This window comes from Rathayibacter rhapontici, from assembly GCF_001995175.1.
Taxonomy (GTDB): domain Bacteria; phylum Actinomycetota; class Actinomycetes; order Actinomycetales; family Microbacteriaceae; genus Rathayibacter.
The window spans coordinates 12,127-28,122 of record NZ_MUKN01000031.1; the positions used below are offsets into that span (position 1 = coordinate 12,127).

Genomic DNA, 15,996 nt, shown 5'->3' on the forward strand with positions numbered 1-15,996 from the left:
GACGGGCGGTGCGTGCACCTGGGCGTCCGCGAGGACGGCGAGTACGTCTCCCCGATGCGCTACTTCGGCGGGATCCCCCGGGCGGTGCTGCTGCCTCTCGACGGCGCCTCAGGCGCGCGGGTGGGCGAGCCGGTAGGCGTCGCGGATGCGCTCGGTCGAGACGTGCGTGTAGATCTGGGTCGTCCCGAGGCTCGCGTGGCCGAGCATCTCCTGCACCGAGCGGAGGTCGGCTCCCCCGTCGAGCAGGTGGGTCGCGGCGGAGTGGCGGAGCGTGTGCGGGCCGGAGGGGCCGGAGCCGTCCTCGAGGAGGCGGGTGACGACTCCGTAGACCGTGCGGGGCGTCAGCCGGGAGCCGCGCCGGCCGAGCAGGAGGGCGTTCTGCGACTCGGGCTTCGCCAGGTCGGGGCGGGCCGTGTCGAGGTAGGCGACGAGCGCCTCCTTCGCCGGGACGCCGAAGGGGACGACGCGCTGCTTCGACCCCTTGCCGGTGACGAGGACGGTGAGCCGTGAGAGGTCGAGGTCGCCGATGTCGATCGCGACGAGCTCCGAGACGCGGATGCCGGAGGCGTAGAGCAGCTCGATGATGGCGAGGTCGCGGAGTGCGACCGGGTCGTCGGTCGCTCCGCGCGCTGTCACGACGTCGATCACCTGCTCCGTCTGCGCCTGCGTGAGGACGTGCGGGAGGGAGCGGCCCGCCTTCGGAGTGCGGAGCCGTGCGGCGACGTCGGTCGGCGTGCGCTCGGTGCGCTGCGCCCAGGAGGAGAAGGAGCGGACCGCCGCGGTGCGACGGGCGAGCGTGGCCCGCGAGACGCCGGTCTGCGTCTGCTGCCACAGCCAGTCGCGGAGGAGCTCGAGGTCGACCTCGGCGAGGGTCGAGACGCCCTTCGTCGCGGCATGGGCGAGGAGGGTGGCGATGTCGCCGCGGTAGCCCTTGGCCGTCGCGGGTGAGAGCGAGCGCTCGTCGAGCACGTAGCGGAGGAAGTCGTCGACGGCACCGGCCAGGCTCTCGTCGCGCACCGCCTCTCACGCCTCCACGGCGGGCATGCGCGACCACAGATCGATGCGGCCCTGTTCGTCGAGCTCCTCGAGCCGTTCGATCAGATCGGTGCCGAAGCGGGTGGCGATCGGAGCGGTCGCGCTGGGCACGAGCGAGGTCGCGATGGTCTCGGGGTGCACGTGGACGAGCGAGAGGCTCTGGGCGCCGTCGATCCCCCGCAACTCCCGTTCGGGCGCGCCGAGATCCATCGTGTAGCTGGTCGCGCCGGCGACGAAGACGGGGACACCGGCGAAGGTCGCGGCCGTCGGGTAGTGCAGGTGGCCGCCGAGGATCGCCCGGACGTCGCTCCCGCGGACGACCTCTTCGAGCCGCTCGATCCCGCGGAGCTCGAGCACCGTCATCGCACCGAGTGGCGTGGGGAGCGGCGGGTGGTGGAGGGCGAGGATCGTGCCGAGCGGGGCCGGCGTCGCGAGCTGGTCGGCGAGGTTCTCGAGCTGCTCGTCGGTGAGCGCCCCGTGGTGGAAGCCGGGCACCGCGCTGTCGAGGGCGATGAGCCGCAGTCCGTCGAGGTCGACGACCTGGTCGATCGGCGTCTCGCCGTCGTCGAGCGGCTGGTCGAGGAGCACGCGTCGGAACGCCCGCCGCTCGTCGTGATTGCCCATCACCCAGACGATCGGGGCGCCGAAGCGCGCGGCGAGCGGATCGAGCGCCGCCTTCACCCGCCGGTAGGCGTCCTCCTCGCCGCGGTCGGCCACGTCACCGGTGACGACGATGGCATCGAGTCGACCGCCGCGCTCCGCGAGTCGTGCGAGGGCCTGGTCGAGTCGCGCGACCGTGTCGACCACTCCGTAGAGCGGAGCGCCCTCGGCGAGGAAGTGCGTGTCGCTGAGGTGCGCGATCACCCGATCGGCCGCCCGGAAGTGCCCGAGCTGCGGATGCTCCGCCGCCGTCGCCTCGTCGTCCATGCCGCTCCCCTCGCTGACTTGCTTTCAGCGTAGGGCGGACGACCGACAGCGGGCGTCCGGCGAGCCGCGGGATCGAGGCGGCCTTGCGAGCGGCACCTTCATCCAGGCGGCGGTCCTCGGCGCCGTGGGATCAGCGCGGAGGCACCGACCACCTCCCGTCGTCGGTGCGCTGCACATGGGCCTCCGCCAGGAGCGCGCCGAGGATCGCGAGCGCGTCGGACACGCGGAGCCCGAGATGCTGCGCGAGCGCCTCGGTGTCTTGCAGTCCGCGGTCTCGCAATGCGGTGACGAGGCGGGAGGCCGGTCCGGGAACGGGGTCCGTCGGGAGGCTCTCCCCCACGCCGAGGAGCTCGAGGACCTCCGGGGCCGTGGTGACGCAGGTCGCCGCGAACTCTCGGAGGAGGCGGTGGCAGCCGGCGGAGGACGCGCTCGTGACGGGGCCGGGGACGGCTCCGAGGGGGCGGCCGAGAGCGGCCGCATGACCGGCGGTGTTCAGTGATCCGGACCGGGCGCCGGCCTCGACGATGACCGTCGCGCCCGCTGAGGCGGCGATGAGCCGGTTGCGCTGCAGGAACCGCCATCTCGTCGGAGTGGTGCCGGGTGGCACCTCGGTGACGACCGCGCAGCCGGGAGTCGCGATGATGCGGTGCAGCAGCTCGGAGTGCGCCGTCGGATAGAGCCTGTCGGGCCCGCCGGCGAGGAAGGCGACCGTGCGCCCGCCGGAGCCGAGCACGGCGCGGTGGCCGACCGCGTCGATGCCGAAGGCACCGCCGGAGACGACGAGGACGCCGCGATCGGCGACTGCTGCGGCGAGCTCGGCGGTGACGTGCTCGCCGTACCCGGTGGCCGCTCGCGCGCCGACGAGGGCGAGCCGGTGGGTCGGGGCGAAGGCGGAGGGGTCGCCGCGGGACCAGAGGACGAGCGGGGCGTGCGGACCCAGGTCGTCGAGTGCCGCCGGCCATCCGGGCGAGCCGGGCAGGAGCAGGTGGGCCTTGAGCTTCTGCGCGATGTCGATGCGACGCAGGACCAGCGCGCGGTCCAGGCGAGGCCGCCAGCGCTCGAGGCCCGCCGCGAGGGCGGACAGCTCGCCGGGTGTGCAGTCGGAGTCGGCGAGAACATCGGAGGCGGTCGCGGACGAGACGACGTGCGCGAGCGCGGTGGTGGCGCCGACGGCCTCGATGAGCGTCGCCGCGACGGCGTCGCCCGGCTCGGTCAGCCCGCTCCATGTCGCACGCGCGAGCACGTCGGCGGCCTCGGAGGCGTCTCCCTCGGCCAGGAGGGACCGGGCGGCGCGGAGCTCGGAGCGATCGAACAGGTTCGCGGTCATGCCGCACCTCCTCGGAGGACGAGGGCGCGTCCGAGATGACCGGCGGTCGGCCTCTCCGCGTCGTCGAGGTCCGCGAGCGTCCACGCCAGGCGGAGCACCCGGTCGTAGCCGCGCATCGTGACGAGGCCGCGCTCCAGCGCCTTGTCGAGGGTCCGCGACTCCGAGGACGTCGGCCGCTGGTCGCCGGAGCGGAGCCAGCTGCCGGAGACCTCGGCGTTCGTCGTCCAGGGCGTGCGCCGGAGTCTCTCTCGGGCTCGGTCGCGAGCCGCGGTCACCCGTGCGCGCGCATCCGCCGTGGTGATGCCCTGCTCCTCCCTCCGCGCGGCGAGTTGAGCGGCTCCGATGCGGCGAACGGTGAGACGGATGTCGACCCGGTCGAGCAGTGGTCCGCTCAACCGGGCGAGATAGCGGCGCCGCAGAGCGGGAGCGCACGTGCACGTCTCCCCCGGGATGCCGTGGCGACCGCACGGGCAGGGGTTCGCGGCGAGGACCAGCTGCACGCGCGCCGGGAACTCGGCGACCGCGTTCGCGCGGTGGATGCGGATGACGCCCGACTCCAGCGGTTGCCGGAGCGCGTCGAGCGCGACCGCGCTGAACTCGGGAGCCTCGGCGTGCTGTCTCAGATAACGTCGTTCGTGACGGGATGAGGAACGATGCCAGTTCGAGCAGTGATCTACGCGCGCCTATCGGATGACAGGGACGGCCGGAAGGTCGGCGTCCAGAACCAGCTTGACGACTGTCGACAGCTTGCGAAAGCGCGCGGCTGGTCAGTTGAGCGCGAGTTCAAGGACATGTCCACGTCAGCGTCGAAGAAGACGGTGACGCGCCCTGCCTACAACGAGCTCGTGGCTGCTTTCCGAGCTGGTCAGTTCGACGCCCTTCTCTGCTGGGACCTGGACCGCCTGACAAGGCAGCCGCGACAGCTTGAGGACTGGATCGACGCTGCGGAGGATCGCGGTCTGCTGATCGTCACCGCGAACGGCGAGGCGGATCTGAGCACCGATGGAGGAAGGCTCTTCGCTCGGATGAAGGCCGCCGTCGGCAAGGGCGAAGCAGAGCGCAACTCGGCACGAGTAAAGAGGAACGTTCTCGCTCGTCAGGAGGCCGGGCGTTGGCACGGAGGGCAGGTGCCGTTCGGGTACCAGCGTGGCGGCGACAGCATCGTCCCTGACCCTGCCGAGACGGCGCTCGTGACTGAGGCTGCACGTCGACTCCTTGCCGGAGACAGCATGTACGGCGTCACCCAGGACTGGAACCGCAGAGGCGTGACCACTCGCGGCGGTTTTCACTGGCGGCAGGCGAACCTCCGCGCGATCCTGACGAATCGAACCCTGATCGCCGAAACCAAGTCCGGCGCAGCAGCGCAGTGGGAGCCGATCCTCGACCGGCGAACGTTCGACCGGCTCGCGTCCCTGTTCAGCGACCCCTCGCGGAAAGTGACCCACTCCCCCGGCGTCAAGGGGAGCAAGTACTCGATGGCAGGGGGACTGACCGTCTGCGGTCGATGCGGGAAGCGTCTGATCACGTCGATGCAGCACGGACGCCCGGCCCTGAAGTGCACGAAGATCGTCAACGGTGACGACGCCTGCGGAAGCATGGTGATCGGCCACGACGACCTTGAGTCATACGTCTTCGACGTCGTGATGCAGTCGCTCAACGAGAAGAACCCGCGCCTGCGCACCCGCCTCGCTGGGCAAGACCCTGCCGACGACGCGAAGATCGCCCAACTCGAAGCGCGACGCGATGACCTCCGGGACCAGAAGAGCCGCGCGGACGACCTGTTCATCCGAGGTGCGCTGTCAGAGCGCGAGCACGCCCAGCACGTCGAGCGCGTGAGAGTGGAGACGGACGAGACGACACGACAGATCGACGCCCTCCTCGGGACGTCGATCATGACGGACGCACTCGCGGACGGGCTCGACTGGCGCTCCTGGTCGCCCGAGCGTCGCCGCAACTTCCTGCGAGTGCTGATTCAGCGCGTCGAGGTGCACGAGTTCCCGAAGGGCATGGGCAGCTACGTGCGCCAGCGCTCGGATGAGAAGGCGGAGGAATTCGCGCAGCGGAAACTGGCTCATCGCGACGCGCTGATGGGCGAGCGGGTCGTGATCGTCAGCTAGACGAGGCCTTGAGGAAGTCCGGATTCAGGGTTGGTGCTGATGCGAGCGTCGTCTCCTCGGGATCCTTCGCGCTGATCGATGCGAGCGTGATGATCTCGTAGAAGAGCGAGCTGAGCCGCAGGAACTTGACGATCGCAAGCAGCAGCCCTGCCTCGAACGCCCAGCGAGCGACGACCGGGAGGACAGCGGTCGAGTGGACAGAAGGGTCGACGACCAGGGCCGCGAGTGCCACGAGGGCCGAGAGCATCCCAACACGAAAGACGCTCTGCCAATTTTTCGCCAGGGTCTTAGCCGCCTGATTGCGCAGTGCCTCGGCGCGCGCGCCCTTCGCTGAACTCAGCTGACTGATCGCGATCGAACTGAAGGAACCCAGCAGGGAGACGACGACGGCCGTCGACGAGTAGACCGTGCGCCGGTCGGCCGGAAGCGCATTCCCGAGGACGTCGAACACGGGGCTGAGCCACGTGATCAGCCCCGCGTGAACGATCAGGACTGCGAAGACGATGACGAGGTCGAACCACAGCCGGTCGAGCCAGAAGCTACGCGCTGCGCCGAGTGGTCCCGAGGCTGAGCCTTTCGATTCGACCATGCTCCACCTCGATCTACCCGCTGGCCGTGCCAACGTTACAACCAGTGAGTCTCAGGCCCACCTCCGACATTCATCCCTGCTCGACGATCTTGCGAAGCTCGGCGTCGTGCTCCTCGGCGACCTCCAAAATCACGCGAACAGCCTCTTCGTTGCGGATCGGGGAGCCGTCCTCGCCCGTGGTCGAGATTTTGCGCTTTGCCGTGATCTTCTGCTTCGCGAAGTCCACCTCCTGCGTGCGGGTGGTTTCGTCCTGGTCGATGTAGACCAGGTTCGCCTTGACCTTCTTGACGTCCTCGTTCTCGCTCGCCCCGACGAGCTTTTGCGCCTCGTCGCGGATCGCAGCGCGACCCTCATCGTTCCCCGCGGCGCGGGAGACCTGCAGGATGACAGTCACTGTCATGGGACCAAACTCGCTGCGTACGGCGCGGATGATCTGGGTGAGCTTGGACCCACGGCTCGCCAGGGCATCGGCCTTGTTCGTGTGCACCTTGACCTCGATCTTCGAGGCCGCTTGGGATTGCGTGAGGAGCTGCTGTACCTCATGGGAGACCATCGGCTGGGTATCGATGACGAGGCCGTCACCAAGCAGCTTCATGCCGTTCAGCCACTCCTCGAAGGCGGACACGGTTGGTGCGGACGTAGATCCCTGGACGAGCCCGATCACGTTCCCGAAAGGCAGGAAGGCGATGATCGACGTCTCGAGCAGCTCGGACCCATTGCCGATCTTGAGGGCGTCAATCACGGCTTCCTTCGTGTTGTAGACCTCGAGCCAGGAGCCTTCGTCTCGGACGACCATCAGCTTCAGATGCAGCACGCCGTCAACCGACAGAACTTCACCGATCAGGGTCCGAGAAGGCATGGTGATGATTCGCTGCTCCACCTTGAGATCGCGCAGAGCGCCCAGGATCTCAACCCAGTTCGCGTGCTTCATCCGTTCGCTGGAGGTGCGCGTCAGGTACTTGACGATCTCGAAGAAGTTGATCGTGCGTTCGCGCTCCTTCTTGGGCTTCTGCGCCGTCGCAGGCCGCTTTCGCCGCACGGGAGCTGCCGCCGCACCCTCAGCCGCCTGCTCTGACTCCTCGTTCGCCTTTGCCATCGTTCCTCCTCGACCACCGGCGGAGGTCCCCCCACGCACTTGGTGCGAACCTAGCGGAATCTGCCGCGTCGGCGGGCTCACAACGACGCCGCACGCTCAGTGTCGAACTGTGCAACGTGTCGGCGGCCGTCAGTAAGCTTCGAAGATGGTCTTCGCCCTCGACGTCATCGGTTGGCTCGCCGGAACGTCTCCAACCCCCGCATCCACCGGCATCCCAAGTGGAATCCCGAAGTGGATTGAGGAATCGCCATTTTGGTCGCAGTATCTGAGCCAGATCGTTGGATGGGTGACAATCGCCATTCTTACTGCCGCTGCTGCGGCGGTTTGGAAATGGAGAATACCGATTGCGGATAGGATCCGAAAGTTTTGGAACGAGCGCCTGATGCTTCGACGACGGCCAAAATTTGAAGCAGAGCTTTCAGAGCAGTATGCGAAGGGTGTCGAGGCTGGGCGGACCGAGTTTCTGCCTTCTTCCGCTGAACAGGACCTTCGAATACAGCTCAAGGTAGCAAGAGCGCGAGTGGTCGCGGCGGAAAAAACAGCTGAGTTTCTTACACGGGAGGTCGATTCTGGCAAAAAGATTGGAAGGACGTTGCATCACGAGCTCCAAACCGCCGAGCGCTCTCTTAGTGACACTGAGCAGCGTTTCGAGGAAAGATTGAAGACGGAGGTCGCTGCAGCGCTTAAGGCGTCAGCTGAACAATTGGCTGCTACTGAGGAGCAGTTGCGGAGCGCGAAATCAGATGCATACGCACGTGCTCAGCAAGAAATCGGTGAGCGCGCTTACTCGACGGGCTTTCAGGAGGGACGTGTCGCCGGCAATCAACAACGCTCGCTATTGGAGGAGGAGCTTCGCGTGGCAAGGATGCAGCTCGATGCAACAAGAACGAGTACCGATTACAACGATGACGGCAGCCTCCGTCGGCCCTCGCTCGACCCAAGGGTGCGTGCTTCGGAGCAAACCACCTCGAGTACCAAAAACAGTCACATTTTCCACCGAGCGTCGTCGTGGCGAATTTCCCCGAGCCCGACGCATCGTCAATCTGATGGCGCCAGACCAAAGGTATGGGTGCTGACGAATTCGTCTACTGTCCCCGCTCATGATGTTCGTGTGGATGGCGGGGTCGACTTTCGACTTGACGAGCCTGAAGGCTGGCCAAGCATTCCGGCCGAACACTCGGCCCTCTTCGCTGGTACCGTGACAAGTGCCAGCGGAATGGTCCATTTTCGTATCCGCTGGACCTCAGACGACGGATCCGAGCATTCCACTATGTACAGAACCGATCCACTGGACTAGATGCTGCAGACGCGCGTTACAACTGCGCGGACGCTGCTCGGGTACCATTTCGCCCCTCCCCCGGCGCACGGCACTGAGTCCCTATTCAGACCCTCCGCGATCGCTGCCAGGGTTGCTCCGCCCTGACGCTCCTTGCTGATCCGAGCGGCCGTCTCAGGGCTTGTGAGGACAGGTGAGCCGAGGCGCTTGCCCTGCGCCCTCGCGACGGCGAGCCCCTCCTTCGTGCGGACGCCGATCATCTGCCGTTCCCAGCGCGAGACGGCGGCCATGATGTTCGCGACCAGCTCGCCGGTCGGAGTAGTGGTGTCGATACCAAGGTCGATCGCCACCACTCCCCACCCCTGCTTCCCTGCCGTCTCGAGGAGGCGCGCGAAGTCGGCAAGGCTCCGGCTCAGCCGGTCGAGCTTCGACACGACGAGCGCCTCGGCTTCGCCGGCTCGCAGAATCGACAGGGCACGGGTGATGCCAGGGCGGTTGATGTCCTTGCCCGACCGGCCAGCGTCCTCGATCCACTCGACCTCCCACCCGCGCTGCTCGGCAGTGGCCGCGATCGCTGCGCGCTGCGCCTCGATGCCGTACTCCTGCCCTGCGGTGGAAACGCGCAGGTAGCCGACGACCCTCACGCCGACCGCCTCGACAGGAAGCGCTCGAAGCACTCGGCTGGGTCGTAGCCCTCGGCCTCGTCCGCTGCCCATGCGTCGTGACCGGCCTGATGCGCGCTGAACGCCTCGGCTGCGACAGCGAACGAGTGGCAGAGGGCCGACCCCACACCACAGGTAAGGCAGGCCCAGACGAAGCCCGAGCCGTACTCGGAGATGATCGGGGTCGGCATCAGTCGCGCCACCCGATCGCAGTCGAGACGCCCTCGCGGAGGTACCCGAGCTGGCTGCCCTCAGCGATGTAGGCGACGCCCTCGACCTCGATCACGTCGGGTCGAAGGTCGTACTCCATCGGTCACGAGGGCTGAGCAGCGAAGAGGACGGGCATGTCGCCGTCGAGGTTGGCAAGGAGATCGCGGAGTTCGGAGACGGTCATGGCTTCTGATCCTTCGTTCATCGCCTCGGCTACCTGCCGTGGACGAGACGATTAGATACCACCTCCGTATGGTCTGTACACCTGACGCTCGATTCGTGTACGAGCTCGGCCCTCAGTCCACATGAGACGCATCGACAGGGTTGGTCGACGAGTCGCCCGCATCGGCAGGGAGACGCGCTGAAAGCGACGACGACGTAACGCTGAGGCCCTTCCTGGCGTGGGCGAGCAGGTAGATTCGCCCCTCTCGTCCCTCAGCCCTCCCGAGACCTACGTCCAGGTGCGTCCTCGTCCTGATGCCCGATCAGAAGTCGAAGTCCTCGGCCACGTCGCTCGCATCGCCGTGCCAGACGATCGTCAAGCCGCAGACGCAGGGCCAGTAGTTGAGCGCGGGTCGATACCAGCGCACCAGCGATCGCGACTCGACCTCGCGACCACAGCCGGAGCAGCAGAACGGCGACGCGTTGCGATCGGTCACGTCCTCAGCATCACGCGCCCGGAAGGTGCGTACCAAACGACTGTCACGCGACGTCTCAACCGAGGCTCGAATCGACCCACCAAAGTGCGTACCACGTACCAACCCTTTATAGGGGTTGGTACGCATGGTACGTACTTTGGAACCGCGTACCAGGTACGCAGTGGTACGTACTTGGTACGTAATTTCTGAGGGGCCAATGTTGCCACTCGTGCGCCTGTCACCGGCCACCGAAGGCGGAACCAGGACGGGCGCACGACGTCAGACACCGTAGGCCCCGCGCAGCTCCGCGATGACGGACGCAGTGTCGAGGTCGTTCTCCGGGTTCCAGAAGATGGTCGCGAAGATCATCCCCTTCACGTCGGCGACGGCCTCGAAGCGCAGTCCGTACGTGTCGGCGTACGCCTTCGCCCACTTGCGCGACTCGTCGCCGTACGGCTGATTGAGCAGTACGTCGCCGGTGGGGGTCTTGAGGATGTAGCGGTGGTCGAGCTGCGACCCCGACACGTCGAGGCACGGCACGCCGTGATTACGCGGACGAGGGCGCTGGTGGATCAGGTGGTGCGCGCACTGGTGGCTGACGTCCTTGACCTTGAACGGTAGGTCTTTGCTGCTGAGCCAGACGGTCTCGGCGGGTGTACTCATGTTGGTCTTCTCTCTCGCACGTGGCGTATGTCGGTTGTTGCAAAGATGAGGCAACCTCATTTAGAACCGGGGCCGTCGGTGGAACATTCCCACTCCACCCGGCGGCCTCGACAGCGGCAGCCCCCTGCCTCGCTGAGCGGCACGATCAGGACCACATGGTCCCGGTGACCACGAAGTGTCGCATCACGCGGCCGTCACGACTGTCCTTCTCCTGCCGGATGAGCAGCGACTCAGTTGCGAGCCGCACGGCTGCGGCCTGGCGGCCACGGTTCGTGATGCCGTGGTCGGCCGCCAGCGCCTGGTGGAGGTCCTTCGAGGCGATGCCGGGATTCGCCTTCACGATGTCCAGCACTGCCGCGACGTCAGCTGAACCCTTCAGGTCTCCAGTCGAGACGGCGTCGAGCGTGAGGCGACGCGTGGTCGGGTCGAAGACCACCTCTGTCTTCGGGAAGTCGACGTCACGGCCGTACGCCGAGAAGTGCCGACGACCGGAAGGGTCATCAGACGAGCCGTCTCGTAGCAGCTTCCACTCAGCCGTGCACCAACCTTGCAGCGCGGAGTCGCCACGCGAGCGCTGACCACCATGCCCCATGTGGTGGACGAGCACGAGCTCATCGGCCCCTGCCTCAACCTTCAACGCGGTCAGCGCCTCTGCGAATCGGGACGCTTCTTTGTCTTCGCTCATGCCGAGCGCGTCGAGCGCCGGACGCAGGCAGTCGAAGATGATGACGCCCGCATTCACTGCTCGCAACCGGTCGGCCCAGGACGTGCGCACGTCGTCATCGAGGATGTCGAAGGACGCGAGCCGGCCTTGCAGACTAGCGAGCTGCACGAGGTCCGTGCGCCAGATGCTCTGATCGGTGAGCCAGCGATGCAGCGTGCGAGGAGACAGCTCGTTATCCAGCAACACGACCCCCCTGCCTTCCGGAAGAGGGTCGACCTGCTGAAGACCGAGGAACGCGTCGCCGTCAACGAGCGATCGGATCAGGTTGCCGCTCATGGTCGACTTTCCGGCCTTGTACTGCGCCGTCAGAAGGATGTCTCCGTCTTTCGGCATCAGGCCGCCAACGCGATACGCGGTGTCGGTGTACTCGGTCGCCAGGAAGGCGTCCAAGCGCTCGAGAGGCGGCGGCTCGGCAGGAGCATCGAACTGAGCGAAGCGACGTCGAGCCTCTTGCTGAACGAGCAGACGGCGAAGGTCTCGTGTGACTGCTTCTTCGAGTGCAGCCTCCTCCTCTTCGACGCTCATCCAAGCCTCCTTCGCGCGAACGCAGCGATGATCGCCTGGTCCTTCTCGTTCTCGCGCTCGACGAAGCGACGTGCGCTATCCACGGCCGCCTCTGCTTCCTCCCACGAGAACGGGGGGAACTGTGTGGTTCGCGACCAGACCTGGAACGCGCGACCCTTCACGGCATAGACAGCGTGGACGCCGAGTTCGCGGAACCACCGCGACGCGAGCCGGTGCATCGTGTCGTTTCGGTTCCCTGCCTCAAGCCCCTGCCCCATCACGACGTCATCGTCAGGGAGGTCACCAAGCGTCCGGCCGATTCGGCCAGGTCCTCCCGGACCCGAGCCCGTGTCTGGGACAGCGAGGAGGGACTCGATCAGCACCGAAGGCGCTTCAGCAAGATCGTCGACCCAAGTCTGCCAGTGATACCGGCCACCGGAGATGTGGTTACTAGGAGGGAGGATGACGTAGCCGCCGTGACCCCTGACGTCCACGCCGGGGAGCCAGCCGACGCGGTTGCCGATTCTCACGCTTGGGTGACGGAAGTAGAGATGACGGCCCGCACCACCAGATACGACGCTCGTCGTCGGCGGGATCAGTCCACCAGGCATATGGTCATTCTGGAACTCGGCGAAGGACCCGAAGCCGCCCTTCGCCTCGTCGATGTCGATGACGAAAAGCCCAGATCCGGGGCCGCACGCGAGACCCCAGTTGCAGCCGGGGAACGACTCCCACCACGCCCTGAGGACATCGACGTTGTTGGTCGCCTCCTTGACGCCAGTACGGGTGCGAGGGTGCTTGCCCGGACTGGTGCAGTTCACGCCCATTCGACAGGCGCAAGCGCCGTTGACGATGTGCCAGACGGGGAACATCTTCCACCCCATCGCCGCGAATTCTCCGACGTGGGGTGCTTGATCTAAGGTGTTCCGATAGGCGGGAAGCGCGATATTGTTGATCTGTCCGATGGTCGTGGACGTGTTGTAAGCGGGAGAAGTCAGGGCGTCGGTTGTCCCCACACCGGCGCCCTTTCTCGTTTCGTCAGTCATCGTTATCCTCCGGCTCGGTCGCTCGAAGAAACGCGACGGCGCTGTCAATCGCCTCGTCGGAGAAGACGATGAGCTTGTCGTCGGTGATCACTGGTCGTAGCCCGTCGCCCAGGGCTGTCCCACGCGGTGCCGGTAGGCGTTCTGCTCCGGTTGATATGTCGCTTCTAGCGCGTCGCTACTGAACAGCTCGGACAGAGGCACGCCGAGAAGCGCGGGCAGGCGGTCGCGAAGAGCCGGGGAGGGTACGACCCTGCCCATCACGGCTCCACGCAGGTGCAGGGGTGGGATGTTGAGTGCCTCGGCCGCTTTCGCAAGCGACCAACGCTCTTCACGCAGCTTTTCGCGCGCGGGCTGTACTCCAAAACGGGACACGGACTTCTCCAGACAAAGAGGTATGACCTCATCTGTCGGTCCGTGTCTGCGTCCGGCTGCGCGGCTCTCGCCGCGTGCTGTAGTCCATCCGTCCGGGCGATGCTTACCGGTTGCTGCTACAAGTCCAATTGTAAACCACTAAATGCTTCGTTCAGCCGTTCTGACAGAAGTTGGTCGAGATTCGCCAGGAAGAGCGCGCTATAAGTTGACATTCAATAGATGGGCCGCATTGCTCACGAAGACGCAATGCGAGTGTTCTATTTGGGGCACTTACTGGTAGCGCTTGGGCGGCTGCGCGGTGCCGACGACCAACGTCAGATTGCCGCGTTGCACAGGGGTCTCCTGAACAGGCTCGCCCTCCCCTGGTTCCGGCAGGGTCGAGGCGACAGGAGTGAAGCCGTCCGGATCGTCCTCGTCCTCGACCTCGACGGGTCGGCCCTGCTCGTAAGTGTCGACGACCATGCCTTCCGGCACCTGGCGGTAGATCGTGCTCATGATGCGCTCGTACGGCTTCGCCTCGATCGAGACCTCGGACTTCGGCCCATGACCGGTCCGATCGAGGAGCAGCGCGATCGCGCGAAGCCGGTCCGGCGTAGCAGTGGTCGGGTCGAGCAGGATCACGCCAAGCTCTGCCAGAGCAGGGAGGACCAGCTCCTGCATGCGCTGCTGAGCCTTCGCCTTCACCACTGGCAGGTGGCCGCCATGCGAACGGCAGACCACGCCACCCTTGATCGCCTTCTTGCTGCAGGGCTCGCCGTTGCGCTTCTTGCTCCGACACTGAGCAGCTGGCAACAGATTCTTCTTGACGGCGGCAGGCGTGGAAGTGTCCTGGACGCCTCCATGTGCCTCACAGAACGTCGATCCGTGCACGGCGTTGCGGCCACACTGGTTCCCGAAGTTCGGGCGTCCAGGGGTGTTAGCGGTCCCTGCGCACTGAGCCATGATCAACCACCGACGCGCGTGATCTGACGGAACAGCGGCGATGTCACGTGGCAGCGCTCGCACCACTCGAACTGTACGATCGCGCGATCGAAGACGACACGGAAAACGATCTCGATGCCGTCGACCCAGGAACTGGACGCGCCCTCGCACCGATGGCAGACGCGGGCGACTGGCAGGGTCGGAACGACCCCGTTCAGCACTTCGTAGACGGGTGACAGCGAGGCAGGGACGTTGCCGACCGCGGGCAGGTAGCGCGCGTTGCTCGGAACGATCGACGGCATGAGAGTCAGCGCGTCGTCGTGCTTGTCGAGGACAGCGACTGCCTCGTCCACGCACTTCTTGATGTAGCTGTCCTCCAGCAAAGCGTGATTCCCGTCGCCGAGGTCGTGGGCGCGGGTAACCGCATCGGCCCTCATATCCACGAAAGGGTCACGGACAGAATCGATGTAGCGGTGGAGCTCCTGCGGAGTCATGTTCAGCATGTCGGAGGTGTTCATGGCGGGCGAGCCTTCCTGTGGGCGTGGGTTGGGCGGGCTGTGGGGGAAGACCTGCGGCACGGCGCCCGCCCGAGAACCGTGCCGCAGGTGGTCTTAGATCGACGGACTCGTGTAGGTCGTCCCGGCGGTCACCTGCATGACTGCGGCGGCTCCTCGGTGACGGACTGCGACGCCGAAGCCGTTCGAGTACGTCGCGTCGATGAGCGGGTAGCGAGCGTTCGTGCCGGGGATGAGTCGCAGACCCTGGTAGCCAGCGCGGGCGTGCTGCCGGAACGAGAGCGGGTTGCGCTCCGAGTTGGGTCCAGAGGTCGCGATCGCGATCACGTAGCCGGCCGGGACGTAGTAGTCCTCGACGATCAGCGCGTGCCCGTACTGACCGATCACGGTCAGCCCATTGAAGTCGCTACCCGGTCGCGTGCCGACGAGGTTCTCGGTCGTGAGGTAGGGCGCGCCTCCCTCGGAGGGGATGAAGTCGAACGGCGACGATGCCCCGATGCGCAGGCCGCGGATTGCTTCGCCCTGGTCCGGGTGGACGAGGATGACAACTCGCTCGGTCGAACCGAGGCCGTACCCGTGGTGCGTGATGTGGCGAGTGAGGTCAGCGAGGTCCTGACCATCGATCTGCGCGGACTGCGAGGTCAGGTAGTGGTTGTGGCCCGCTGCGAACGCCTGGCCCGCGAAGGGCGGCGGTGCCGAGTCAGTGGAGCCATCCCAGAGTCCGTAGATCGTCGCGCCGACATCGTTCACCGGACGCGAGCCGAGGACGGTCTGCGTGAGGAGCGCGCGCTGCGTGTTCTTGAAGATGTTGAGGTCGTTGGCGGCGAGCTGCGCGTTGTGCTGAGCGACGACTTCCTCTGAGGTGGCGTCACGGAGCCAGCCGTCGGTGTATCGCGTCGAGCTGTCATACCAGCTGAGCGGCGTACCGATGATCAGCGGCGACAGGTCAGCACGCAGAGACTTGGGCACGCCGAACTCCGACGCGACCTCGAACTCGTCGTTGACGATCGTCTGGAGGACGGGGCGAGCGGCCTCGGTGGTGTTGAAGCTGGCGATCTGCGAGAGTGCCGTCCGACGACGGTTGACCTCGGCGTTGGCGGCGACCATGTCGCTGTAGAGCGAGTTCAGGTCGACGCCGTCGATGGTGGTCGTGAGGTGGTCACCTCGAGTGAAAATTCCGCGGGCCATGATGGCACCTCCAGGTAGAAGACGATTCAGTGCGATGGGATCGCCACTGGCGTCCACTCCCAGGTCTGCTCCGGTGGGTCCTGCGACTGAGGACGCGCTACTCGTGCTTGCCTGGCTCGCGACTGAACCTCTGGTTCGGCCGTCTTGACGATCGTACGCCACGGAAGCCAAACGCGCGACGTTATC

At 66.1% G+C, this 15,996-nt stretch carries 17 protein-coding genes; 2 read left to right on the forward strand and 15 right to left on the reverse strand.

From position 1 onward, the window contains the following. Window positions 1-108: 108 nt before the first annotated feature. From B0T42_RS11230 to B0T42_RS11245, 4 genes are all read right to left on the reverse strand, one after another. Complete coding sequence (locus tag B0T42_RS11230; RefSeq protein WP_139344484.1) at window positions 109-1,017, reverse strand: tyrosine recombinase XerC; 909 nt, start codon at window positions 1,015-1,017, stop codon at window positions 109-111. Between the two features lie 6 nt (window positions 1,018-1,023). After that, on the reverse strand, window positions 1,024-1,962 hold the full coding sequence (locus B0T42_RS11235; RefSeq protein WP_077223223.1) for a phosphodiesterase: 939 nt from the start codon (window positions 1,960-1,962) through the stop codon (window positions 1,024-1,026). A 130-nt stretch (window positions 1,963-2,092) separates the two neighbouring features. Further along, window positions 2,093-3,289: a DNA-processing protein DprA gene (gene dprA, locus B0T42_RS11240; RefSeq protein WP_077223224.1), complete on the reverse strand. Its 1,197-nt coding sequence runs from the start codon at window positions 3,287-3,289 to the stop codon at window positions 2,093-2,095. Beyond that, window positions 3,286-3,912: an ATP-binding protein gene (locus B0T42_RS11245; protein ID WP_077223225.1), complete on the reverse strand. Its 627-nt coding sequence runs from the start codon at window positions 3,910-3,912 to the stop codon at window positions 3,286-3,288. Before B0T42_RS11245 ends, dprA begins: the two co-directional genes overlap by 4 nt. Before the next feature lie 45 nt (window positions 3,913-3,957). On the opposite strand from B0T42_RS11245, the gene B0T42_RS11250 reads away from it, so the two are divergent. Then, the gene (locus B0T42_RS11250; RefSeq protein WP_158078105.1) at window positions 3,958-5,406 is read left to right on the forward strand and encodes a recombinase family protein; all 1,449 of its coding nucleotides are present in this window, start codon (window positions 3,958-3,960) and stop codon (window positions 5,404-5,406) included. Here the strand turns inward: B0T42_RS11250 and B0T42_RS11255 are convergent. Next, window positions 5,399-5,995: a hypothetical protein gene (locus B0T42_RS11255; RefSeq protein WP_077223227.1), complete on the reverse strand. Its 597-nt coding sequence runs from the start codon at window positions 5,993-5,995 to the stop codon at window positions 5,399-5,401. The two genes, B0T42_RS11250 and B0T42_RS11255, sit on opposite strands and share 8 nt — an antisense overlap. 70 nt (window positions 5,996-6,065) lie before the next feature. Continuing rightward, window positions 6,066-7,091, reverse strand: a complete 1,026-nt coding sequence (locus tag B0T42_RS11260) for a hypothetical protein (RefSeq protein ID WP_077223228.1) — start codon at window positions 7,089-7,091, stop codon at window positions 6,066-6,068. A 145-nt stretch (window positions 7,092-7,236) separates the two neighbouring features. Between B0T42_RS11260 and B0T42_RS19535 the strand changes: the two genes are divergently transcribed. Further along, window positions 7,237-8,388, forward strand: a complete 1,152-nt coding sequence (locus B0T42_RS19535; RefSeq protein WP_139344486.1) for a hypothetical protein — start codon at window positions 7,237-7,239, stop codon at window positions 8,386-8,388. Here B0T42_RS19535 and B0T42_RS11265 read toward each other — a convergent pair. The 9 genes from B0T42_RS11265 to B0T42_RS11295 form a co-directional block, all read right to left on the reverse strand. Then, window positions 8,385-9,011 (reverse strand): recombinase family protein, encoded by a 627-nt coding sequence (locus tag B0T42_RS11265; RefSeq protein ID WP_201788530.1) that lies wholly within the window; start codon window positions 9,009-9,011, stop codon window positions 8,385-8,387. The genes B0T42_RS19535 and B0T42_RS11265 overlap by 4 nt on opposite strands. After that, window positions 9,008-9,220, reverse strand: a complete 213-nt coding sequence (locus B0T42_RS20490) for a hypothetical protein (protein WP_173892327.1) — start codon at window positions 9,218-9,220, stop codon at window positions 9,008-9,010. The genes B0T42_RS11265 and B0T42_RS20490 overlap by 4 nt, the downstream gene beginning before the upstream one ends. A 504-nt stretch (window positions 9,221-9,724) precedes the next feature. Continuing rightward, window positions 9,725-9,898, reverse strand: coding sequence for a hypothetical protein (locus tag B0T42_RS20030; RefSeq protein ID WP_158078106.1), 174 nt, complete (start codon window positions 9,896-9,898; stop codon window positions 9,725-9,727). Window positions 9,899-10,156: 258 nt separating this feature from the next. Further along, window positions 10,157-10,540 (reverse strand): hypothetical protein, encoded by a 384-nt coding sequence (locus B0T42_RS11270; RefSeq protein ID WP_139344487.1) that lies wholly within the window; start codon window positions 10,538-10,540, stop codon window positions 10,157-10,159. Window positions 10,541-10,685: 145 nt separating this feature from the next. Next, window positions 10,686-11,789, reverse strand: coding sequence for an AAA family ATPase (locus B0T42_RS11275; RefSeq protein WP_077223231.1), 1,104 nt, complete (start codon window positions 11,787-11,789; stop codon window positions 10,686-10,688). Further along, entirely contained in the window at window positions 11,786-12,814 is a 1,029-nt protein-coding gene (locus tag B0T42_RS11280; protein WP_077223232.1) for a bifunctional DNA primase/polymerase, read from the reverse strand. Before B0T42_RS11280 ends, B0T42_RS11275 begins: the two co-directional genes overlap by 4 nt. 642 nt (window positions 12,815-13,456) lie before the next feature. Further along, window positions 13,457-13,978 (reverse strand): hypothetical protein, encoded by a 522-nt coding sequence (locus B0T42_RS11285; protein ID WP_139344488.1) that lies wholly within the window; start codon window positions 13,976-13,978, stop codon window positions 13,457-13,459. Window positions 13,979-14,130: 152 nt separating this feature from the next. Further along, window positions 14,131-14,625 (reverse strand): hypothetical protein, encoded by a 495-nt coding sequence (locus B0T42_RS11290; RefSeq protein ID WP_077223234.1) that lies wholly within the window; start codon window positions 14,623-14,625, stop codon window positions 14,131-14,133. A 93-nt stretch (window positions 14,626-14,718) separates the two neighbouring features. Then, window positions 14,719-15,810: a hypothetical protein gene (locus tag B0T42_RS11295; protein ID WP_077223235.1), complete on the reverse strand. Its 1,092-nt coding sequence runs from the start codon at window positions 15,808-15,810 to the stop codon at window positions 14,719-14,721. Window positions 15,811-15,996: the final 186 nt, after the last annotated feature.